We start from the raw sequence: 20,958 nt of genomic DNA, 5'->3' as shown, positions 1-20,958 counted from the left end.
TGATCTGACTGAAGTATCCTTCTAAATATTAAAATTTCATGCTGAACATATATATTTCAAGCTAAAATGTCTTGTTTAAATTTACATATACAAGTTAAAAACAAATGGACGATTTAAAGCCACAGGAAGAGGGGATAAAACCCTATCTATCTTTTGTGATTGAAAAGTTCTTCTTGTTGAGTGAAAAAAGATATCCCGCATATGAAGCAAGCAGTGGAATTAAAACCTTATCAAAAAATAATACAGCGAATAAATTGAAGAATACGACAATCAAAATAAAAAAAGTGCCAAATTTAAGTAGAATTATATCTTTGTTATTTTTGATATTCTTCATAAAAAGTAAGCTTTTTCTAATCAACAAAAATAAAAACCCAAAATAAAAAAAAATACCAAAAACACCTAAATTAGCGAGTAGTCCTAATAATGAAGAATGCGAGTAAGTATCCGGCTTTGCACCATATTGAGCTGAGAGATTACGAAAATTATCAAAACCTTTACCCCATAAAGGAGATTCCATCCACATTTTAAGAGCCGCAAATCCGAGATCGGCTCTCGCTTTATCATATCCATGCACTGACTCTAAGGTCAAAGCACTATATAATCGTTGTCCATAATAACTTTCGGTAAGATATTGAAACATTAAAACCATTATTAAAATAACCAAAACATAAAACGAAAATATCAGAAGTGGTTCCTTAAATATCTTTCTCCTAAACAATATTTTTTTTACATGAAACAATAAAACAAAAGCCATAAAAATCAATATTGACAAAAGACCCTTCTTAGAACCACTTAAAATAATTAAATAAAATAAAAAAGGCAGCGGTGATAAAAATATAAATCTATAAATTTTTGATTTAAAATAAAAAAAAAGTGTCGTAGAAGCCCACAAAGCACAAAAAGCCAAAATTGTTAATTGGTTGGCATTGCCTGCAGTCCCGTAAAGTCTGGAGTTACTGGAAGTATCTCCAAAAGTTTCATATAGCATTTTAGAAATCAGTACACTTTCTTTATTAAAATAATACAGAGCAAATCCCGATAAAAATAAGCTAAAAAGGACAATTAAAAATTTTTTTCTATTGTCTACATAATAAAAAATAATGAAAAAAATAATGAAAACTTTAAAAAACGCTATTAGAGTATTGTAATTAGACTGTGCGATACCCAATAAAAAACAAGAATAAAAAGAAAATACAAACAAACTAAAATAAAAAAAGAATGGGTAATCTAATTTCACCTTGAGCCTGTTATTAAACAAAAAATGAACAGGAAAATAAATAAGTAGCAATTGAGAAATTAGAAAGTAATATCGACTTTCGTTACCAAAAACATCGGAATAGCTGAAGTTAATAGCCACATAAAAATATACCCCAGCTAATAGTGCACCAACACCAAAATTCGGAAACTTTAATTTTTTATTATTTTCTATTTTCAATTTTATCTTTCAGTATTGTATTGAATAATTCAATATGTGATTCACATCTCAACATATTTTGTCTTTTGAATAAATATTTTTCAGGAACAATAATATCTTCGATTTTCAGAATATCATAAACTCTACCAATGCCTTTAACACGAAAGGGTAGAAACATATTAAGCAAGGCACTGGTTCTTTTCTTTTCACAAAATTCCAGCCAAAGATTCTCATACTTTTTTTCAGTTGTTAAAACATCTCTATAACTTTCAATGATCTGTAAAAAATTTTCTCTCTCTTTATCTGCGATTCTCAATACACCGCCCTGTTTAACAGATTGTGTATACGGAATGAGCTTAAAAGAAGATAATGTCATAGAATTTTTTACATACTCCAAACGAAAAGCATATCCCTGATTCCAACCATTAGGTGGATTTGGATGATCGAATATTAGGTTCCCTAAGCTATAAACAATAGGCTTGCCCTTATATACTTCGTAAGCACCCGGCACATGAGCATGATGGCAAATCACCGCATCTGCACCTTTTTCCACATAAAACCTGCAAATTTTTCTCAGCCCGGGTCGGGGATAAGGAAAATATTCATTGCCACCATGAATCGTAACGAACAAGAGGCCGACATTTTTTCGTAGATTTTCAATTAACAGGGAATTGTCTATGGGATCAAGCGGTGCTGCTCCACCACTTTCTTTTTCAGCAATACTGAATTCATGCTCGGCAACAGCAATATACCCAACCTTAATCCCATCTTTTTCAATAACTAACGGCTGCTGTGCTTCGTGCAGACTCTTTCCAGCACCACATGTAGACACCCCAACCTTGCGACACGCATTCAAGGTCTCTTCCAGGCCTTTTTCTCCAAAATCCAGAATATGATTATTCGCCAGACCCACTACAGAAAATCCTGCATCAGCTAAGGCATGGATGCAGTCAGGATGTGCTTTGATGTTTGGGCCGGATTTTTTTATGGGCTTACCAGTAATAGATAGAGGTGTCTCAAGGTTGACGAATGAGATATCTGATTCGAGAATGTCATCCATCAGATTGCCAAAAATAGATTTTCTTTTTTCTAACACAATGTTTTCATATCTTCGGCAAGGAGCGTAATCACCAGCAAAAAAAATTTTCATATATTTTCATTTATCTTTAAATTGAGGTTTCAAGTAAAACTGTTAACTTTTTGTTTTTATGAATACTTGATTTATAGTACCACATAAATATTTGCCAAGCATTTTAGGATTCTTCCAGGCGATGAATGCTATCAGAACACAAGTAAATAACGAAATAATAAAAAAATTAGACAGTGGAGTTTCATTTAATCCATTCAGAATTTTTGAAAAAATATAAATAATTATTAAAATCACTAAAGATATCTTTAACCCTGCAAAAACAGGCGAAAAAAAAATTTCTCGAATTCCTTTATTAAATATCCTTTTGACCAGAACAAGCATAATAGTATAATTAAACAAAAAACTAATGGACACCGCTATTGATGCCCCCACAATACCAAAATAATATGCACCGATAGAAACAGTAACTAAAAGAAAAATTACATATATAAATTTTCGTAGCGAATTTTTATATACTAACCCCTTAGCACGTATAACAGAGTCGGCCATACGGCTTGATGAACTAAAGGGAAGAACTATGAACATGATCTGCAATGGGAACACTGCCTCAAGCCAATTATTACCCAATATTATCAAGACGACTTCCTTTGAAAAAAAAACTAAAAAAACAGCCAGAGGCATTAAAACCGAGTTAACAACTCCAAGAGAGTTCTGATATATCCTAAAAAGACGATCGTGTTCGTCTTGTATTTCTGACATGGCAGGAAACATTATCTTGTCTAAAATATTCCCCAAATACATACTTGGTAAAGTTTTAATCCTGAATGCCCTTTCAAAAACACCAAGCAACCCAGGTGTAAAAATTTTTCCTAAAACCAAGATTATCCCTTCATTTCCCATATAGTTATTTATTTTGAGAAGGATGATACCAAACCCGAACGAAAACAATTCTTTCCATTCTTTAACATGTAATTTAAAAGAAAATTTTATTGGTGCAAAACTGAAAAAAGCAATAGTACTTAATAGAGTGGTGGTTAAAGAAGCTACAACCAATGACCACACACCCAAATTGTGATAACCACACAGTATCCCTACCGTATAACCAATAACAGATGTTACCATAGTAATTGAAGCAGTATATTTAAACTGAAATTCTTTTTCAAGCAAGCTTATAGATATTCCGCTAATTGAATGTAATACAACATTAACACCAATTACCTTTATCAAAAATTCTAATTGCGGCTGGTTAAAAAATAACGCGATTATGTTAGCTGAAAAAAAGAGCATAATAAATATGGCAAAACCAATTACGAATCCACCCTGTAATGCCGCATTCATATGTTTTTGTGTGATATTTTTGCGTTGTATAAGAGCCGCACCCATCCCACCTTCACTGAAAATTGTACCAATACCTATAAAACTACCTGCCATTGCCATCAAACCAAAATCATTTTTACTTAACAAGCGAGCCATTGTGGCAATATATGCAAATTGGGCTACTACCTGAATGACAATTTGAAGAGTTTGCCAGAAAGCAGCACTTTTTAGTTTGCTTGCAAGTGTCATAAAATACTATCAACTATCTTGCCAAGAACATGGAAAAAAGGCATTTTTTTTGATCTTTTTTCCCAATTTTTATCATATTTGATTTTTGATTTTTTAAATCTACTGGGTGTTCCTCCAATTGTATGACTGTTTGTAAGATCCATATATTCTGGAACTTCAAAATGTGGCAATAAAAATTTCTCCGTAATTTTGTTTATTATTTCTTGTGGTTTTTTAGATAACTCTTCGTATTTGATCTGTATTATATCTTCCTTTAAGATTTTTTTTATTTGTTGTTTGAGAAAAATATCATGAAATTTAGTTCTGATTAGAATTTCATAAGCACTGCTTTTTTCCCTTCCAAATTTCTGTGCCCATTTTAATTTTGACAGTACGACAGCACGGATATCTCTTTTCAGATAAATTATTTTAATATTATATTTTTTGTTTGTTTTATACAGTTCGATACCATGTTCGATATGTTTAGAAGAATCTATAAGTATATCAGAATCCGTTTCTTCAAATATTGCATCATAAATTTCATTTATTAGTTTAATTACTTTTTCATTAAACTCTTTTTTTTTATTTTTTTCAGTTTCAGTATCATTTTTTTTTATTTTTTTTAAAGATGTGTTTTCAATTTTGACTTTTTTCTCTTTTAAATTATCTAATACTTTTTTCCAAAATTCACAGTCAATTATACTCTTACCACATGTGCAAGTCCAATTCCAAGTTTTCCCCCATTTACCTTTATATAGATGAGAATCTAAATGATGCAATTCTCCAACAGAAATTGTGTTTGGTGCATTAGAAAAAATATTATCCAGAAGTGTAGAACCTGAACGTACATCGGACATAATGTATAAAATTGTTTTATTCATAAAAAAATTTTCCTATAGTTATTTTGAAAAACCTTTGCATAACTCTCAAATTTTCGGGTCAACCCCTTTTTTATGGAAAGTTTATGTCGTAATTTTTTATAAAATTTTTCTCCTAAAGAATAACTTATTTGAGTTTATTTTTTCTTAACCTGTTTTTAATAACTTCGTTCCCCTTGACTTACAAGCTTTGCTTTGCCTCTGTGTTCCAATAGAACTTCTTTCTTAAGTATTCTGTAAAAAGGTTGTCTCTGATGCTATATATAATCCGTTATCAGCTAAAGTCGACACTATCTGAGATGGCGACAAGCTTTGATAATCAAGGCTGTTGCATATTTTAAAATTTTGGCACGTTCATTATCTCCAAGTTTATCTAGAGGCTTATCTTTGATCTTCCTTCACGGTATCCTCCTTTTGCCATCTTTTAAAAGTACGAACTGATATATTTAATATTTCACAGACTTTATCTAAAGAGGCACCGGACGCATTAGCCTCTTTAATAAGAAAAACAGCATTTTTTCGATTTTCAATACTTATTTTTCTTCCTCTGACTCCCCCCAGATTGCCTGAGCTTTTTTTAAGAACCAATAACGCTGCTGTTTCTGGCAAGGCTTTGTCTTTACGATTCAACTCTTTTTCTAGACTTTTAATTTCTCTTTCAAGCTCTTTTTCTTTACTGCGGTCTTTCTTATGATCGCTCTCTTTAAAACCTGTTTTAAAAGATTTATACATTCAGACTTCCATTCTTTCAATTCCTCAAGATAGAAGCCATGGCTTCTGCAATATTCACTTTTTTGTACTTCATTCATTGAGAACGTTAAAACAAGAATATCAAACTTTTCTTCAGGCTTTAATTTTTTTGAGTTCTTCTTATTCGTAGGAAAACCTTTAAATTTATTGGATTTATTTAACCAGTTTTTTAATGTTGATGCTAGAATAGCTGCTTCTCTTGCTATGAAATTAACAGAATTTTCCGGATTTGACAGGAACTTTTCTACAATAACTTTTTTAAGCTGATCTGAGTACTTTGCATATCCTACCATTTTTCTTACTTTCTGCCACATGACTTAAATTTTGTTTTTTAACTCATGTGGCAACTATTCTGACACAGGGGGCTTTAGTGGTCTCAATTTCTTCCGTTTTGATAATATTCCGAGATTCTTTTTAAAATTCTCACAAATTTTCCTTGTACCAATCTATTGCCGCTCCAATTCCTTTTTCAAAACTCCAATCAGGACTATAACCTAACATCTCTTTAGCTTTAGAGATATCAGCATTGCTGTGTTTTATATCACCTTTTCTTTCAGGGCCAAACAAAGGCTCAATTTTTTTACCAAGAGATTTGCAAAGGGAGTTGTATACATCTATCAAATATTCTCTACCACCATAGGCGATATTAAAAGCTTCTCCTGCTGCTTCTGATGGTGCTTTACATGCCTTCAAATTTGCTTCTATTACATTCTCAATATAAGTAAAATCTCTACTATGCCTGCCATCACCGTTTATTGTTGGTTGTTCATTATTCAACAATTGCTTAATAAACTTTGGAATAACTGCTGCATAAGATCCATTTGGATCTTGTCTTCTACCAAAAATATTGAAGTATCTTAATCCATAAGTATCTAATCCATAAAGCTTTGTATAAAGCTTTCCATATTCTTCGCCTGCCATTTTAGTTAAGGCATATGGAGATAAAAGATTACCTTCTTTTCCTTCTTTCTTTGGAAGTTCTGGTTCATCTCCATAAACAGAAGAGCTGGATGCATAGACAAATTTTTTAACTTTTTTTTGTCTGGCAGCTTCCATCATATTTAGCGTTCCTTTAAGATTAATTTCTTCATAAAGTAAAGGCATTTCAATGCTCCTGGGTACACTTCCCCAAGCTGCCTGATGTAAAACATAATCTACTCCGGTGCAAGCATCTATACAAACATTTAAATCTCTTATATCACCTTTGATAAAGGTATAATTTGGATTATCTATAAATAAATCTATATTTTCTTTTTTACCAATTGAAAGGTCATCAAGACATTTAACCTTATAACCTTTATCCAACAAGACCTCACATAGATTAAAACCTATAAAACCTGCACCTCCTGTTACTAAAAACACGCTTTGCTTATCAAATTCTATATTCTCATATCCCATAACACGCACTACCTTTCTTAAACATTTCTAGACTTGAGACCTTCACATAACTCTTAAAATTTTCATTTTTTCGATAGGTTCTAAAAACAGGCACTTTTTTTTATAAAAAATCAGTTAAATCAGCTTCTTTTCCAATAAAAAGTAACCGATAAAAAAACTATAAGCTGCCTCAAAAGATTCATGAATTTTAAAAATTATAAACGGCTGTCCACATCATTTTTGGGGAAAAGATGTTTTAAGTCAAAAATTATATTTTCAGATTTTCCAAATTGTCTTATTTTTTCAATTCCCATATTTTTAAAATCATCGTGTGCAACTGCAAGGATAATTGTGTCATAGGTATTTTCTTTTAGTTCTTTTGTCAGTGAAAGTCCATACTCATGTAAAGCTTCATTTTCGTCAACCCATGGGTCATAAATATCTATTTCTGCATTATAGTCTTTGAACTCCTCTATCATATCCTCAACTTTTGTGTTTCTTAAATCAGGGCAGTTTTCTTTAAAAGTAAGGCCCATAATAAGTATATTTGAACCATGAACATGAATTTTTTTCTTAACCATTTCTTTAACAACTCTTGACACAACATAAGCACCCATTTTGTCATTAATTCTTCTTCCTGCAAGAATAATTTCAGGATGATAGCCTATTTCCTGTGCCTTGAAAGTAAGATAATAGGGATCAACTCCAATACAGTGGCCCCCCACAAGTCCTGGTTTGAAATTAAGAAAATTCCATTTTGTTCCTGCTGCTTTTAATACTTCTTCTGTATCTATTTTCATTTTATCGAAAATAATTGCAAGCTCATTAATAAGTGCAATATTCAAATCTCTTTGTGTATTTTCAATTACTTTGGATGCTTCTGCTACTTTTATTGAACTTGCTTTGTGGGTTCCTGCAAGGATTATTTTTTTATAAATATTGTCTACAGTTTCTGCTGTTTCTGGCGTGGAACCTGAAGTTACTTTTACAATATTTGTAACTCTGTGTTCTTTATCTCCGGGGTTTATTCTTTCGGGGCTGTATCCTGCAAAAAAGTCTTTATTGAATTTTAGTCCTGAAACTTTTTCAATTTCTGGTATGCAGACTTCTTCTGTTGCTCCGGGATATACTGTTGATTCATAAACTACTATGTCGTTTTTCTTTATTATTTTGCCAAGCATCTGGCTTGCACTTACAAGAGGACTTAGATCAGGTGTTTTGTTTTTATCTACCGGGGTTGGAACTGTTACTATGAAAAAATTTGAGTCTTTTAAGTCTTCAAGATTGTTTGTGTAGGTTAGTTTGGTTGCAGTGGCAAGGTTTTCAGGTTCTACTTCAAGGGTTGAATCTTTACCTTTTTTTAACTCTTCTACCCTTTTTTTGTTTATATCAAAACCTTTTGTTTCAATTATTTTGCCAAATTCCACTGCCAGGGGAAGGCCTACATAGCCAAGGCCTATTATTGCTATTTTTGGATTGATCATTTTAAGCCTGTTTTTTGATTGGGGTTTCGGATTTCTTTATTTTATTTTTATTTGTTTGTTTTTGGAGGGCCTTCGGCCTGATTTTTTTTGCCGCTAATTTCGCTAATTTGCTCTAATTTTTGCTTTTTTTACAAAAAGCTTTGTAAAAAAAATCTAATTTAAGTTGTTTTTGGGTTATGGCTTTTTGCAAAAAAGGCCATTTGCGTAAATTCGTGTCATTCGCGGCAAAGTATTTTAGATCTATTTTAATTTAAGAATTTGATATATTTAATAATATACATTCCCAAGCTGGAGCTTGGGAACGAGCTGAAGATTCACAAAAATGATGTCAATTATGAAACGATTGTTCGCATTTTTCATATAGACTTTCCGGTGCAATATCAGCACCATTTGGCCAGGCAATAGTACCACCATCAATAAAAGCTTGTTTGAATAGCTTAAGGTCTTTTAGAGATGAAAAGACAGGGCCTTTGTTAAGATAAGATGAAAAGTCAATATCCCCTGATATTTTATCATCAAAAGTAATTCGAAAGGTATAATCGCCCTTATATTCAATTGATACAACATCATTCATATTCCACATATTTATCCTCCTTAGTCTAACGGAGCTATTTTGTTTATTTTTTCATAATTTCTTACAGCATCCCAGGCTTTCTCAAGCTCAAAAATATTTATATCAACCCATTCCCGAACAAGTTTTGTCGCTGTTCTTGAATTTAGATTCCCTTTTAAAATATTCCCCTGAAAATCAAAAACAGCTTTATTCCCTTGATATTCTGCATGAAAGTGTGGTGGATTATGTTCATCATAAAACATTCTGATTATAATTCCAAAAAATCTGCATATTTCAGGCATTTTTAATTTTCCTGTTTTTCTCGAATTTTGTTTTATTATTACAAATATTTAATAAATTTCAATTGTTATGGAGATGTATCTAAATTATGGTATTTGCCTGTTTGAAAAAATCTATGATAACAGAGAATCAAGATCTGTCAGATCAAAAACTTTTTTTGGCAGATAGTTTTTAAGAAAGCTTTCTGCATTATTCAGATCGCTCCAGGTATCTTTAAAAAGCTTGTCATGTGAGTTTTTTATATTGAAATCATTCATATATAAGATTCTGGTCTTCGGTTAGATTTTTTTGCCGCTAATTTTTCTAATTTTCGCCAATATGCTTTTTTCATCTCCAGGAGGCAATCAGAAGACAAGTCCCTTCAGTGCATGTTTCAGGCTTTAACTTTAATAATAATTTTATTGCAAAATATCTAAAACCTCATTTTTTTTACTTGCATATTTTATTTTATCTAAGGCTCTATCAATTGTATCAGAAGGAAGCTCGGATAATATTTTATCTTGCTCTTGCTCTGTTATATTAAATGTTTTCTTCATCAATTTCAAAATTACTTTTTGTTTATTTAAACCAAACTCTTCGTCATTATTTATGGGTTTATTTTTTAAATTATTTTGAATTGCTTCCATTTGACAAACAAATGAATGATATTCTTCGTCAGTTTCAAAACTTTCATCAAAAAAATCAGGCTGTTTATAACCATATACAATATTCAAACTGCTTATTGTTTTAAAATAAAAAGTATTATATAGAAGCTCAAAGTTACTAAAAACCCCTGTCATATAGCCAGCGAAATAATTCATAATATATATCATTTCATCTTCTGGTAGTTCTTCAAAGCTCCTGTAAATTATTTCTTTTCTTTTGCATTCTTCGTCATCTTCATGCGCCATCTTATAAAAAATTATTTCAATACCTCCTTTTATATCTATAACCTTCATAAGATATTCAAATTCAACATCTTTATACTTAAACTGCATTAAAAACGGAAAACAAAAAGAGCATTTCCAGTCATCATAGTGCTCACCTGACTCTCCGAACAAATCTTTTAATATTGTATACATTTTAGAAAGGCTTGGGTATATAAGATCTTTTGAGCGACTCAAAGACATAAAATGCATAAAATCTTCTTTGATCTGAACAGAATTACAACGCAGCGTACTATACTCTTCATCACTTATTCTTATGAGTTTATATATATTTTTATTCGATTCAATTTCAATAGAATTGTTTTTTATTGGTATGTATTGATTCTTTTTATTGTACTTCTTTATGGTTGATAAAATAATCTTTTTATTATCGTCTTCTTTAGAATTTTCCATTTGTTTGTTCACTTATTATTTGATTTGTATTGTATCAGGGTCGGACCAAAACAAGTGCCTGAATTTATAAAATAAAAGCTTTAAAAATCAATCTTTTTCAGTCTTAGAGCATTGCTTTGCTGGTTCCCAAGCTCTGGCTTGGGAACTATCAAAATTAGTATTTAATTATCAATTAGGAAATCTTCTTTTTGAAGACCGGATTGTCGCAAAATTGATGCAAGCGTACCTCTTGGTATTTCTTTCTTAGGATGTGGAATAATTACAATTCTGTTTTAACTTTTGTATTTTACATGACTGCCCTTTTGAGAAACTTCAACAAAACCATGTTTTATTAAAGTTTTAATAATTGTTTTTGATGAAAGCAATTTATACATTTATTGTATCTTCCCCAAGAAGCATTTCACCAATAGGCTGATATCCACTTAAATCTATCTCATCTTCAAAAAACAGTTCAACGGCTTCTTTTAATGAAACAACCGCCTCATCAATAGATTCCCCAAAACTTGCAACATCAACATTCAAGCATTGGGATATATAGTATTCGCCTTCTTTATAAATAACATATTTTATATTTTTCATAATTAACCCTTCATTTTTATTAATAATAACTAAACAAGCCTACATAATTCAAAAGATATTATCAATATTTTTACTGGTAGCTCTGGCTTGGGAACGAGCATGAGTTATTTTGTTATTATTTTAGGATGTTCTTGCGGTGCTGCCCAATTTTTTCTTTTCGCTTATAAAAAATCTTTCCAACCCGCTGGATGTGATCTGTTAAATCATAATTTTCAATATGATTATAGACTGAAAGATCAAAGGTATATGGTAACAAAAGATCATCAAGTTCAATGGCAATTTTATTCATGAGTATCAGGCTTAGGCCATCACCTTTTAAAGTTAAATCAATATCCGAACCATTTTTATAATTTCCCTTTGCTCTGGAACCATAGATAATAACCTGCTCAACCTGCAAATATCTGCTGAATACATTTTTAATAGATTCTATTGTTGTTTGTTTTAGTCCATAGCACATAATAAAATCAGTGCTTAAGTCATGCCGGACTGCAAATTTTCCAGTCGGCTTTTCAATTGATGAAAAAGTGGGTAATAAACGACTGTAACAGCTTTACAGATTTCTTCTGCTGTCTCTTCATTATAAGTATGCGATGTTTGATTTCGGCTTTTCAGCATATCCATCCAGCCATCACCATTTTCAATGAGATTTAGATTAAAGGCTTTTCTAATAGTGTCTCTTGAACCAAAAAGATCAGTCTGCCCCTGGTATTCGAGAAAGTCCTTCAATGTATTCCAGGCAAGCTCAAAAGTATATTCAAAGGCTTTAACAAGTCCTTGATTTTCAAGCTCTGACAACTCTCCCTTATCAATAAATTTTTTTAACTGGCTCAAGGCTTTTTTATAATTTCCAAAACGCTGTTCCCAGCGGATATCTTTATTCTTTAATGTCATCTAAACAGTCCTTTTTTTAGAAAAACATTTGTGTATCAGGGTCAAAGCGAAACTAGTGCTTAAATTTAGGTGCGACCCATTTTTTTTATTTTTTGTTATCCATGTAATTGTTGGACGGAGATTGAATCTGTCCATACGGGGATCCTGATAATTATAGGGCGGATATGGAATCCGCCCCTACGGGCATCCGTGTATTTTTACTGGTTTTAAATTGGATTTATTTGTTTTCCAAAGACAATTTTGCCTGATTTTGAAGGTATGAGACTTCTTATTTATCTTCGCTATTATAGTCAAACTGCCCTAGTTGCTCGGCCAGTTTTTTTATTTCGTTTTTTATCTCATCGTGTTCTTTAATTTTTAATTTTAAAAAGCTTAGGGTAAGTCTTCCCAATTCTTCAATTCCGTGGGGAGTAAGCTTGTATGCATAGGCTGATTTTCTTTTTGAGCTTTTAAATCTTTCAACTTTGATCATTCCCTTTTCTGTTAAATTGGAAATGCAATAATTGATTTTGCCAAGGCTTACTTTCATTTCTTTCATCATTTCCCGCTGGGACATCTCTGGGTTTGATTTTAAAAGATTTAAAAGTTTAAGTCTTATTTGGTTATCTATATTTGATTTTTGGTTTAGTTTTGACATGGTTTTTTTATGTTGCCGTGTTGGCTGGGACCTGGTCTGCCTTTGGCTGATTTGTTGTGTTTTTACATTCCCAAGCTAGAGCTTGGGGAATGAGCCGAATGTGCCTGTCAGCTTCTCCCTGCTAGTCTAATTGGAGTTTGAAAATTGGTATGGGTTTAGATAGCTCCGCCCTTTGAATTACATTCAATTTTTTTGATATTCCCGGGCTAGAGCCTGGAAACCAGACTACCTGGGCAGTCTGACTTGTTGTAATTAGGTTCCCGGGATTGTGGCCTGGGAACTGGGTTGAGTATTTCTTTTTATTTATTTTATGTTCACGGCTTGAACACGTATAGGATTATTTTATTTTTGTCAAATGTAATTTGATGTTTTTTTTGGTTTTATGTTTCTGGGCTGGGGCTTGGTAATAGCTCGAGACTATACTTAGATTCTCTGGGACTTGAAAACGAGCCCGGGGTCTTAGAATAGTTATATTGTTTGACTTTAAACACGAATTTATCTATCCATTTACACTGATAAAATTTAGGGAGATAAAATGGAATCTCAGTTTTCTGGTAATAAATGGCTGACCTTTGTGCTTGTTGCGTTTGGGGTTTTTATGTCTACTCTTGATGGTTCAATTGTAAATATAGCTCTTCCTGCAATTTTAGATGATTTTGATGAAAGACTTGCCATAGTTGAATGGGTGGTGATGATTTATCTTTTGACCATTACTTCTTTTCTTTTGGCGTGTGGAAAACTTTCAGATATTTATGGTCATAAAAAAATATATATAATAGGACTTTTGCTTTTTTCCTTGTCGTCGTTGATGTGCGGACTTTCTACTAATATTTATTTTCTTATTTTTTCAAGAATGTTTCAGGGGTTTTCTTCAGCAATGATAATGGCCTGTACTCCTGCACTTCTTGTTTTTTCCTTTCCAGAATCAGAAAGGGGAAAAGTTTTTGGAATAAATGCAATGGTGGTTGCCTTAGGACTTACCTCAGGTCCTGCAATTGGGGGATTGTTTGTAGATCTTTATTCATGGAGAATGATATTTTTTATAAATGTTCCCATTGGAATTTTGGGTGCCATTGGCTCGTATTTTATACTTAAAAACTTTAAACTAAGCACCCAGGACAAGGATTTTGACTTTAAAGGTTCTTTTTTTGCGGCAATTTCCATTGGAAGTTTTCTTCTTGTGCTTACCCATGGTTATGAATGGGGATATAAATCATTTAAATTAATAGGTTTTTCTTTGGTGTTTTTAATATTTTTCACTTTGTTTTTATTTAATGAAAAAAATGTTAAAAATCCAATACTTAACTTAAAAATATTTAAAAACAGAATGCTTTCAATCACTTCTTTATCCAGTACTATTCTTTTTATGATTTTATTTATAATTATTTTTCTCATGCCTTTTTATCTTATAAAAGCAAAAGGTCTGGATTCAACTACCTCTGGATATATAATGATGACACCTTTTGCTTTTCTTTTTGTTGTTTCACCAATATCTGGAAATCTTTCTGATTATCTTGGATCAAGAATTCTTTGTACCCTTGGGATGATAATTATATTTTTTGGAGTATTGCTTTGTGTTTTTCTAGATATTGATTCATCTATTAAAGATGTTGTGTTAAGACTTTGTCTTATAGGAATTGGAACTTCAATTTTTGTATCTCCAAACAGTGCTGCTCTTATGACTTCCATTCCAGAAAATATAAAAGGAACAGGAGGGGCAATTATGGCAGCTGCAAGAAACCTTGGAATGGTTCTTGGAATTGCAATGGCAGGCTCTTTGTTTAATTTTTATTTTAAATCTGCCTCAGGTGGAAAAAACCTGAGCAATTATTCCCCTGAAATGAATCCTGCTTTTATTGAAGCATTTCAGTTCACCATGACAGCAACCGCTGTTCTTGCCCTGTCTGCGGCTGTAATCACAGCATTCAGAGGAAAAGAACTTAAACGACATGGGAGGAAATAAAATGAAAATCACTATTGTTGGAGGTTTTGGCTTTGTAGGAAAAAATATTATAAATGAATTAATTAAAAAAAATTATGAAATTGTTTCAATAGATATTGCAAAACCTGAGTTTGAAATTAAAAACTATAAATATGTTTCTGCTGATACAAGTGCAAAAGGAGATTGGCAAGAAGAAATAAAAACTTCAGATGCTGTAATAAATCTTGCCGGAGCAACCATTTTTAAGTTTTGGACTAAAAAATATAAAAATCTTATTTATAATTCCAGAATTCTTACAACTCAAAATATTGTTAATGCCATTGATGAAAACAGGGAAACTGTTTTAATAAACACTTCTGCAGCAGGTTATTATGGAAATAGAAATAATGAACTTCTTAATGAAGAAAGTTTACCTGGAAATGGCTTTTTGTCTAAAGTTTGTATTGACTGGGAAAAAGAAGCCTTAAAAGCAAAAGAAAAAAATACCAGGGTTTGTATAATGAGATTTGGAATTGTTCTTGGAAAAGATGGAGGAGCCTTGCTTCAGATGCTTCCATTTGCAAAACTTATGCTAAATCCTGTTCTTGGTTCTGGAAAAAACTTTTTCCCCTGGATTCATATTAAAGATTTGGCCAATGCCTGTGTTTTTCTTCTTGAAAACAAAAATGCAAATGGAGCTTTTAATTTTACTTCTCCAGGGTTTTCTACTCAAAAAGAATTTACCAAAACCCTTGGTAAAGTACTTGGCAGGCCTGGGTTTTTATCAATTCCTGAATTTGCTATAAAACTTTTTGCAGGGGAATTTGGACAAAATCTTCTTATGAGCCAGAAAGCTCAGCCTGAAAATCTTTTAAACAGCGGATTTCAGTTTTCCCATGACAATTTAGAAAATGCTCTTAAAAATCTTTTATAACAAAATCTGACTCTTGGCCCGGGTTTTTCTGGTTTAAGAGTCAGGAATTTAAACTTTTGTATACAAAATCAATTGTTCAGGGTTTCTAAAGAATCATCAATCATTTCAATTAAAAGGATATTTGTTTCATTTTTTTTAATATTTTCAAGCTCTTTTATCCATTTGGATTTGTTTTCAGATAAAGACAGCAAATACAAAATATCACCTTTAATTTCAACAGAAGAATCCAAATAGTTTTCATAAAGTTTTTCTATAAGTTCTTCAAATAAATCTGCCGACTTTTCAATTAAATATTCACCAGCTACAACAGCACCAACCCTAAGACTCATAGTAGAAGCAAAAAATAAAGATACAAACCCTGAAAAAACCTTTTTTTCAGATAAAATCATTTCTGCAATTTCTTCTGCATTTCCCTGTTCAATTATATTTTGAAAATATTTGGAACTTAGCTCTTCTTTATTTTTTTCTTTAAAAACAACTTCTAAATCATCAATACTTAAATCGCCTACAAGTCTTTGAATTTCTTTATTATCTTTTTTTATTAAAAGACAGGGAACAGACATTACATTATATTTTTGAGAATAATAAAGACTGTGATCACAAAAATAAATATTTGTTTTTATTGTGTTTTTTTCTAAAAATTTAATCAAAGAATCCAAAGCTTTGGGACAATTTGGACACATTGATGATACAAAAAGATTTTGGTCAAATTCTTTTGATTGAGATTTTATTTGGGGTAAATTTATAAATTTTATAAAATAATCTAAAAGATGGCCCTCTGGAACTCCGTAAAAAGATAAATCATTAAATTCAATTTTAGAATTTTTGCCCTTTTTTACTTTAAAATCAATCCATGAAAATTGAGTTTTAAGTTCTTCCATAAAAACTTTTAAATTATCAAAAAAATCATCATTTCCTTTTATTAAATCCAGTTCTTTATTTTCAATATTTGCCTTATCAGATAAATCCATAATTTTACCTTTACTTTATTTGTTATTATTTCTAATCTTAAAAGTTGTTAATTGTTAACCCTTTATAAAGATATTTTTTAAACATGAATGTCAAATCTTTTTCAATAATGACTTTTAATATACGCTTTGGCCTTGCCAAAGATTCAGATAATCTATGGGAAGACAGAAAAGAAAGTGTGATTAAAATTATCAAAGAAAAAAATCCTGATTTTATAGGAATTCAGGAAGTTAATGATTTCCAGCTCAAATTTTTAAAAAAAAATTTAAAAGACTATAAAGTAACTGGAATCTACAATAAAAACAATCCACGCTGGCAGCAGCTTCCTGTTTTTTATAAAAAAACCTGGGAATGTATTTTAAGCGAACATTTCTTTTTAAGTGATACTCCCTATAAAGAAAGCAAGTTTACTGAAAGCCAATGGCCAAGACAAACTGTAACCACACTTTTCAGGCAAAACCAATCAATTGTTTCAATTACAAATGCCCATTTTGATTTTAAAGACAAAGTACAAGTGAAAAGTGCTGATTTAATCCGCCATAAATTGTCCTGCTTAAACAGTAAAATCCCTAAAATTTTATGTGGTGACTTTAATGCAGATCCTACGGGAAAATGCTATCATCAATTTATATTTAAAAATCCCCCTGAATTTAAAGATCCTTTTTCCACAATTCAGTCTGCAACTTTCCATGGATTTACAGGAGTTCCAAATACAGGAAGAATTGACTGGATTTTATACAGCGGAAATTTATCTCCAATTTCAAAAGAAATAATAAAATACAATGAAAACGGCAAATATCCTTCTGATCATTTTCCTGTATATGTAAAATTTAATTTAAATCCAAAAGACTAATCTTTTAAGTTTTTCAAATTAGTTTTTATAATGAGTTTTTGGCCGGGATAAATAAAATCCCTGTAATTAAGCTCATTCCATTCTAAAATATCTTTTGTTCTTACTTGAAATTCTTCTGATATTTTTATTAATGAATCGCCTTTTTGTACTGAATAATAAAATCTTGTGTGCTCTTCAATCCATTTGTTTTTGAGTTTTTCAAATTTTTTTAAAAACTTTTTAGTTTTAATATTTTCAGGGATCTTAATATCTACAGAACCTTGGGTTAAATAATCCCCAACAATTTTTGTATTCAATAATTTAAACTCATATAAAGACAAACCAAGGGCATGGGCTGGAATTGACCCTGGAATTGTGTTTTCCAGTTCAAGTTTTACTTCTTTAGTATTAAAAGGCTTATAATAGTCTGACTTTGCCATTGAAAAACCAAATTTATCTCTATTTTCAAAAACAATTTTGGCGGCAATTATTCTAAAAACATATCTCATGGTTTCTTCAGGAAGCCAAAGATCATAATAATTATCTGCTGACTGGGCTTGAAGCTCGGCTTTTATCCTAAGTTCTCCTATATTGTATGCTGAAAAAGCAAGTTCCCAGTTTTCAAATTTTTCATACAAATCTTTAAAATACATTGAAGCAGCAAGGGTTGATTTTTCTAAATCGCATCTTTCATCAATGGATCTATCAATTTTTAAGCCATATAAACTTCCTGTTGAACTGATAAACTGCCAAAAACCAAGGGCATTTTTTGGAGATCTTATATGAGGTATTAAGGCACTTTCAATTACAGAAACATATTTTAAATCATCTGGTAAATTTTGCTCTTTTAATATTTTTTCTATTTGGGGAAAATATCTTGCCGACCTTTTCAGCCACAAAATAACCTGGGGCTTATTATTGGAAATAAGAAGCAATTCTTTTTCAAGTCTTTCCCTGGAATTGTTTTTATCTAAAGGTACTTCTTTACCGCATAAATAAACTTTGTTTACAGAATTTAAAATTTCAATAAGACCAGGTTCTGCTGTTGAGCATCCCGGTAAAAAAAGAAAAATTAAAACAAACAAATATAAAACATTAATTTGTTTCATTAATTTTCATCCTGATATTTGAGATAATCATAAAATTCTATTTCATAAATATAAAGAAGGATAAACCCAAACCCAAAAACCATGGGTCCATAAACAAGTCCTAAAAGCCCCCAAACATGGATTCCTCCAAGAATTGAAAAAAATATCATTACAGGCCCCATTCCTCCGTCACTTTTCATAAAAACCGGTCTTAATACATTGTCGGACAAACCAACAATTAAAACAAACCACAGAACAATAAAGATCCCAAGTCCTGTTTTGCCTGTGATAAAAAGCAAGATACAGGCAGGAACCCAGATAAGACCTGTACCTACAATTGGAATTAAAGAAGCAAGAGCTATTGCAGCACCCCAAAACAATGCAGGAAATCCAACAATTGCAAATCCAATTCCTCCGGCAATTCCCTGGACAAGAGAAGTTAAGATATTACCTAAAATCACTGTTTTAAAAAGCAGCCTTGTTTTTTCAATAATTCTTTGCTCATGGGATTGTTTAAGGGGAATTATATGAAAAAAGCCTGCAAGTATTTTTTCCTGATCTCTTATCATTATAAAAAACACAACCATCATCATAAAAAAGCTTATCCCTATACTTAAAACACTTCCTGCGATCTGTCTTCCCTGTCCCATAAGCCATCTTAAAAGATTTGAGAAAAAATTAAGAATCTGTTTTTCAACATCTGTATTACCAAGGGCAGTATCTGGAAGCATTCTATTAACAACTGGAAAATATTCTTTAATATATGTGAGTTTACTTTCAAAATCTTCTATGTATTTTGAAAAATTTCCTGCTGCAAACCATTTATAAATTGCATCAAAAGAATTTATTCCCTGAAAAATTATACTTGTAAGAATAATTACTGCAGGAATCAAAACCAAAAACGCAAGGGAAATACTTGATAAAAATGCAGACAAGTTTTTTTTCCCTTTAGTTAACTTCAAAAATTTAGTATGCAAAGGCATAAAAAGAAATGAAAGCAAGGTTCCTAAAATTATTGAATTAATATAAGGTTTTAACATTGTATAAACTGAAAAAACTATAAGACATATAAGGCCGAATAAAAAATAATGCTGTAAAGAAAAATCTAACAATTTTGAGTTTTTCAATTTTAGCTCCAGGAAAAATTGTTAATATTTAAGAGGTTACAATGTTTGAGTTAAAATATTTATTTGAAATCCAATTTACAAAAAACAACTCAGGTATAAATATAGTTTATATCACTGCAAAATCAGAGGACGAAATCCAAAAATATGCCTTAAAAAATAACCTTGAAATAATTTTAATCAAAACCATTGCTTCAAACCTGGGAGATCCCAATGCCAAAGGCAAAGATGTTTCTCTTCTTCTTGAGCTTTAAGCTTTAGGCTCTTTTGCTGTTTTTTTTTGCTGGTTCCCAAGCTCTGGCTTGAAAACCCATGTCTGAAACAAAAAAGCCTGCTAATCGAAGTCTGCTGGTTCCCAAAATTTAAGTTTGAGGCTCTTGTGTTTCTCTTTCGGTTTCTTCTTCAGCTTCTATTTCTTCTTCAGTTTCTTTTTTTTCTCCGCCTGATTTTATTTGCAAATCAATATCTGGGTGAATTTCTTTTATTTTATTGATGTACTTTTCTTTTTCCTTAATGGTTTTACCCAGTTCATCCAATTTTTTTTGATTAAAAAATTTTGCTTTTTCTTCAGTCTTTTTTAAAACATTATACAAACCCATCAGAAAAAAAATCTCAATTACAAGAGCAATTGCAAATCCCAGTGCAAGCCCTGAATCAAGATAATAATAAACAAGAATCATACATACAATTGAAGTGAAAAGCACCATTGGTTTTTCTTTATTCTTATAGATATTTAATTTGATTTTCAGTAACTGTTTATATTAACCAAAAAAACGATAGTATTCAACTTTTTTTGATTTTTTCTGCTGGTTCCCCATGTTTCGCTGATTGGGGTTTGCTGATTGGAGTCTGCTGATTGGAGTCTGCTGATTGGAGTCTGCTGATTGGAGTTTGCTGATTGGAGTTTGCTGATTGGAGTTTGCTGATTGGAGTTTGCTGATTGGAGTTTGCTGATTGGAGTTTGCTGATTGGAGTGCTGATTCCCAAGCTGAAGCCTGAGAAACGAGCCCACAACAAGTCCAAGCCCAAAATTCAATTCCACAAAATAAAAAACCCCTGAAGAATAAATTCTTCAGGGGTTTGTATATTTTATCCGGCAGCGTCCTACTCTCCCACATAGTCTACCATGCAGTACCATCGGCGATTTAAGGCTTAACTTCCGTGTTCGGGATGGTTACGGGTGTGACCCTTACTCCATCGCCACCGAATTTGTAAACTTACAATTTATAATGGGGTTTAGTACAATAAACTTTTAATACACGCAATAACTTTA

The 20,958-nt window shown here is 31.6% G+C and carries 24 protein-coding genes and 1 rRNA gene; 4 read left to right on the top strand and 21 right to left on the bottom strand.

Features of this window, described 5'->3' with window-relative positions:
• Nucleotides 1-142 precede the first annotated feature (142 nt).
• The 16 genes from RBR53_10990 to RBR53_10915 all read right to left on the bottom strand — a co-directional run bounded on the left by RBR53_10990 (nucleotide 143) and on the right by RBR53_10915 (nucleotide 12,817).
• Nucleotides 143-1,435, bottom strand: a complete 1,293-nt coding sequence (locus RBR53_10990) for an O-antigen ligase family protein (GenBank protein MDY0133179.1) — start codon at nucleotides 1,433-1,435, stop codon at nucleotides 143-145.
• On the bottom strand, nucleotides 1,419-2,564 hold the full coding sequence (locus tag RBR53_10985; GenBank protein ID MDY0133178.1) for a CapA family protein: 1,146 nt from the start codon (nucleotides 2,562-2,564) through the stop codon (nucleotides 1,419-1,421). The genes RBR53_10990 and RBR53_10985 overlap by 17 nt, the downstream gene beginning before the upstream one ends.
• Nucleotides 2,565-2,606: 42 nt before the next feature.
• Entirely contained in the window at nucleotides 2,607-4,070 is a 1,464-nt protein-coding gene (locus RBR53_10980) for a lipopolysaccharide biosynthesis protein (GenBank protein ID MDY0133177.1), read from the bottom strand.
• Nucleotides 4,067-4,930 carry a sulfotransferase gene (locus tag RBR53_10975; GenBank protein ID MDY0133176.1) on the bottom strand — a complete coding sequence of 288 codons (864 nt, stop codon included), beginning with the start codon at nucleotides 4,928-4,930 and terminating at the stop codon, nucleotides 4,067-4,069. Before RBR53_10975 ends, RBR53_10980 begins: the two co-directional genes overlap by 4 nt.
• 378 nt (nucleotides 4,931-5,308) lie before the next feature.
• The gene (locus tag RBR53_10970) at nucleotides 5,309-5,557 is read right to left on the bottom strand and encodes a helix-turn-helix domain-containing protein (protein ID MDY0133175.1); all 249 of its coding nucleotides are present in this window, start codon (nucleotides 5,555-5,557) and stop codon (nucleotides 5,309-5,311) included.
• Nucleotides 5,558-5,565: 8 nt separating this feature from the next.
• Nucleotides 5,566-5,970 (bottom strand): hypothetical protein, encoded by a 405-nt coding sequence (locus RBR53_10965; GenBank protein ID MDY0133174.1) that lies wholly within the window; start codon nucleotides 5,968-5,970, stop codon nucleotides 5,566-5,568.
• Nucleotides 5,971-6,100: 130 nt separating this feature from the next.
• Nucleotides 6,101-7,075: an SDR family oxidoreductase gene (locus RBR53_10960; protein MDY0133173.1), complete on the bottom strand. Its 975-nt coding sequence runs from the start codon at nucleotides 7,073-7,075 to the stop codon at nucleotides 6,101-6,103.
• Nucleotides 7,076-7,269: 194 nt separating this feature from the next.
• Nucleotides 7,270-8,538 (bottom strand): Vi polysaccharide biosynthesis UDP-N-acetylglucosamine C-6 dehydrogenase TviB, encoded by a 1,269-nt coding sequence (tviB, locus tag RBR53_10955; protein MDY0133172.1) that lies wholly within the window; start codon nucleotides 8,536-8,538, stop codon nucleotides 7,270-7,272.
• A 328-nt stretch (nucleotides 8,539-8,866) separates the two neighbouring features.
• Nucleotides 8,867-9,121: a DUF2442 domain-containing protein gene (locus tag RBR53_10950; protein MDY0133171.1), complete on the bottom strand. Its 255-nt coding sequence runs from the start codon at nucleotides 9,119-9,121 to the stop codon at nucleotides 8,867-8,869.
• A gap of 11 nt (nucleotides 9,122-9,132) precedes the next feature.
• The gene (locus tag RBR53_10945) at nucleotides 9,133-9,393 is read right to left on the bottom strand and encodes a DUF4160 domain-containing protein (GenBank protein ID MDY0133170.1); all 261 of its coding nucleotides are present in this window, start codon (nucleotides 9,391-9,393) and stop codon (nucleotides 9,133-9,135) included.
• 111 nt (nucleotides 9,394-9,504) lie between these two features.
• Nucleotides 9,505-9,648 (bottom strand): Rpn family recombination-promoting nuclease/putative transposase, encoded by a 144-nt coding sequence (locus tag RBR53_10940; GenBank protein MDY0133169.1) that lies wholly within the window; start codon nucleotides 9,646-9,648, stop codon nucleotides 9,505-9,507.
• A 141-nt stretch (nucleotides 9,649-9,789) separates the two neighbouring features.
• On the bottom strand, nucleotides 9,790-10,710 hold the full coding sequence (locus tag RBR53_10935) for a hypothetical protein (GenBank protein MDY0133168.1): 921 nt from the start codon (nucleotides 10,708-10,710) through the stop codon (nucleotides 9,790-9,792).
• A gap of 366 nt (nucleotides 10,711-11,076) precedes the next feature.
• Complete coding sequence (locus tag RBR53_10930; protein MDY0133167.1) at nucleotides 11,077-11,289, bottom strand: type II toxin-antitoxin system HicB family antitoxin; 213 nt, start codon at nucleotides 11,287-11,289, stop codon at nucleotides 11,077-11,079.
• Between the two features lie 115 nt (nucleotides 11,290-11,404).
• Nucleotides 11,405-11,746, bottom strand: a complete 342-nt coding sequence (locus tag RBR53_10925) for a nucleotidyltransferase domain-containing protein (GenBank protein ID MDY0133166.1) — start codon at nucleotides 11,744-11,746, stop codon at nucleotides 11,405-11,407.
• A 14-nt stretch (nucleotides 11,747-11,760) separates the two neighbouring features.
• Nucleotides 11,761-12,180, bottom strand: a complete 420-nt coding sequence (locus RBR53_10920) for a nucleotidyltransferase substrate binding protein (GenBank protein ID MDY0133165.1) — start codon at nucleotides 12,178-12,180, stop codon at nucleotides 11,761-11,763.
• 268 nt (nucleotides 12,181-12,448) lie between these two features.
• A complete protein-coding gene (locus RBR53_10915) occupies nucleotides 12,449-12,817 on the bottom strand; it encodes a MarR family EPS-associated transcriptional regulator (GenBank protein MDY0133164.1) in 369 nt (122 codons plus the stop codon).
• A gap of 535 nt (nucleotides 12,818-13,352) precedes the next feature.
• Here RBR53_10915 and RBR53_10910 point away from each other — a divergent pair.
• The gene (locus tag RBR53_10910; protein MDY0133163.1) at nucleotides 13,353-14,780 is read left to right on the top strand and encodes an MFS transporter; all 1,428 of its coding nucleotides are present in this window, start codon (nucleotides 13,353-13,355) and stop codon (nucleotides 14,778-14,780) included.
• Nucleotide 14,781: 1 nt separating this feature from the next.
• A complete protein-coding gene (locus tag RBR53_10905) occupies nucleotides 14,782-15,672 on the top strand; it encodes a TIGR01777 family oxidoreductase (GenBank protein ID MDY0133162.1) in 891 nt (296 codons plus the stop codon).
• A 68-nt stretch (nucleotides 15,673-15,740) separates the two neighbouring features.
• Here the strand turns inward: RBR53_10905 and RBR53_10900 are convergent, their stop codons facing one another.
• On the bottom strand, nucleotides 15,741-16,643 hold the full coding sequence (locus RBR53_10900; protein ID MDY0133161.1) for a thioredoxin family protein: 903 nt from the start codon (nucleotides 16,641-16,643) through the stop codon (nucleotides 15,741-15,743).
• An 83-nt stretch (nucleotides 16,644-16,726) separates the two neighbouring features.
• Here RBR53_10900 and RBR53_10895 point away from each other — a divergent pair, with 83 nt between their 5' ends.
• The gene (locus RBR53_10895) at nucleotides 16,727-17,494 is read left to right on the top strand and encodes an endonuclease/exonuclease/phosphatase family protein (protein MDY0133160.1); all 768 of its coding nucleotides are present in this window, start codon (nucleotides 16,727-16,729) and stop codon (nucleotides 17,492-17,494) included.
• Here the strand turns inward: RBR53_10895 and RBR53_10890 are convergent.
• Together RBR53_10890 and RBR53_10885 are read right to left on the bottom strand one after the other, a co-directional pair.
• Nucleotides 17,491-18,582: a transglycosylase SLT domain-containing protein gene (locus tag RBR53_10890; protein ID MDY0133159.1), complete on the bottom strand. Its 1,092-nt coding sequence runs from the start codon at nucleotides 18,580-18,582 to the stop codon at nucleotides 17,491-17,493. The genes RBR53_10895 and RBR53_10890 overlap by 4 nt on opposite strands.
• The gene (locus RBR53_10885; GenBank protein MDY0133158.1) at nucleotides 18,582-19,673 is read right to left on the bottom strand and encodes an AI-2E family transporter; all 1,092 of its coding nucleotides are present in this window, start codon (nucleotides 19,671-19,673) and stop codon (nucleotides 18,582-18,584) included. Before RBR53_10885 ends, RBR53_10890 begins: the two co-directional genes overlap by 1 nt.
• A gap of 56 nt (nucleotides 19,674-19,729) precedes the next feature.
• Between RBR53_10885 and RBR53_10880 the strand changes: the two genes are divergently transcribed.
• The gene (locus RBR53_10880; GenBank protein ID MDY0133157.1) at nucleotides 19,730-19,939 is read left to right on the top strand and encodes a hypothetical protein; all 210 of its coding nucleotides are present in this window, start codon (nucleotides 19,730-19,732) and stop codon (nucleotides 19,937-19,939) included.
• Between the two features lie 108 nt (nucleotides 19,940-20,047).
• Here RBR53_10880 and RBR53_10875 read toward each other — a convergent pair whose 3' ends face one another.
• Together RBR53_10875 and rrf are read right to left on the bottom strand one after the other, a co-directional pair.
• Complete coding sequence (locus RBR53_10875; protein ID MDY0133156.1) at nucleotides 20,048-20,392, bottom strand: hypothetical protein; 345 nt, start codon at nucleotides 20,390-20,392, stop codon at nucleotides 20,048-20,050.
• 384 nt (nucleotides 20,393-20,776) lie between these two features.
• Nucleotides 20,777-20,893 (bottom strand): 5S ribosomal RNA (gene rrf, locus RBR53_10870).
• Nucleotides 20,894-20,958 lie beyond the last annotated feature (65 nt).

This window comes from Desulforegulaceae bacterium (assembly GCA_034006035.1).
Lineage (GTDB): Bacteria > Desulfobacterota > Desulfobacteria > Desulfobacterales > JACKCP01 > JACKCP01.
The sequence above is the reverse complement of the archived record's forward strand: the minus strand, read 5'-3'. Positions and strand labels throughout refer to the sequence as shown.

Bases quoted from the DNA above. Each gene is read 5' to 3' on its own strand.
- RBR53_10985 (MDY0133178.1), bottom strand. From the start codon at position 2,564: ATGAAAATTTTTTTTGCTGGTGATTACGCTCCTTGCCGAAGATATGAA.
- RBR53_10980 (MDY0133177.1), bottom strand. From the start codon at position 4,070: ATGACACTTGCAAGCAAACTAAAAAGTGCTGCTTTCTGGCAAACTCTT.
- RBR53_10975 (MDY0133176.1), bottom strand. From the start codon at position 4,930: ATGAATAAAACAATTTTATACATTATGTCCGATGTACGTTCAGGTTCT.
- RBR53_10965 (MDY0133174.1), bottom strand. From the start codon at position 5,970: ATGGTAGGATATGCAAAGTACTCAGATCAGCTTAAAAAAGTTATTGTA.
- RBR53_10960 (MDY0133173.1), bottom strand. From the start codon at position 7,075: ATGGGATATGAGAATATAGAATTTGATAAGCAAAGCGTGTTTTTAGTA.
- tviB (MDY0133172.1), bottom strand. From the start codon at position 8,538: ATGATCAATCCAAAAATAGCAATAATAGGCCTTGGCTATGTAGGCCTT.
- RBR53_10950 (MDY0133171.1), bottom strand. From the start codon at position 9,121: ATGTGGAATATGAATGATGTTGTATCAATTGAATATAAGGGCGATTAT.
- RBR53_10945 (MDY0133170.1), bottom strand. From the start codon at position 9,393: ATGCCTGAAATATGCAGATTTTTTGGAATTATAATCAGAATGTTTTAT.
- RBR53_10940 (MDY0133169.1), bottom strand. From the start codon at position 9,648: ATGAATGATTTCAATATAAAAAACTCACATGACAAGCTTTTTAAAGAT.
- RBR53_10935 (MDY0133168.1), bottom strand. From the start codon at position 10,710: ATGGAAAATTCTAAAGAAGACGATAATAAAAAGATTATTTTATCAACC.
- RBR53_10930 (MDY0133167.1), bottom strand. From the start codon at position 11,289: ATGAAAAATATAAAATATGTTATTTATAAAGAAGGCGAATACTATATA.
- RBR53_10925 (MDY0133166.1), bottom strand. From the start codon at position 11,746: ATGTGCTATGGACTAAAACAAACAACAATAGAATCTATTAAAAATGTA.
- RBR53_10920 (MDY0133165.1), bottom strand. From the start codon at position 12,180: ATGACATTAAAGAATAAAGATATCCGCTGGGAACAGCGTTTTGGAAAT.
- RBR53_10915 (MDY0133164.1), bottom strand. From the start codon at position 12,817: ATGTCAAAACTAAACCAAAAATCAAATATAGATAACCAAATAAGACTT.
- RBR53_10910 (MDY0133163.1), top strand. From the start codon at position 13,353: ATGGAATCTCAGTTTTCTGGTAATAAATGGCTGACCTTTGTGCTTGTT.
- RBR53_10905 (MDY0133162.1), top strand. From the start codon at position 14,782: ATGAAAATCACTATTGTTGGAGGTTTTGGCTTTGTAGGAAAAAATATT.
- RBR53_10900 (MDY0133161.1), bottom strand. From the start codon at position 16,643: ATGGATTTATCTGATAAGGCAAATATTGAAAATAAAGAACTGGATTTA.
- RBR53_10895 (MDY0133160.1), top strand. From the start codon at position 16,727: ATGAATGTCAAATCTTTTTCAATAATGACTTTTAATATACGCTTTGGC.
- RBR53_10890 (MDY0133159.1), bottom strand. From the start codon at position 18,582: ATGAAACAAATTAATGTTTTATATTTGTTTGTTTTAATTTTTCTTTTT.
- RBR53_10880 (MDY0133157.1), top strand. From the start codon at position 19,730: ATGTTTGAGTTAAAATATTTATTTGAAATCCAATTTACAAAAAACAAC.
- RBR53_10875 (MDY0133156.1), bottom strand. From the start codon at position 20,392: ATGGTGCTTTTCACTTCAATTGTATGTATGATTCTTGTTTATTATTAT.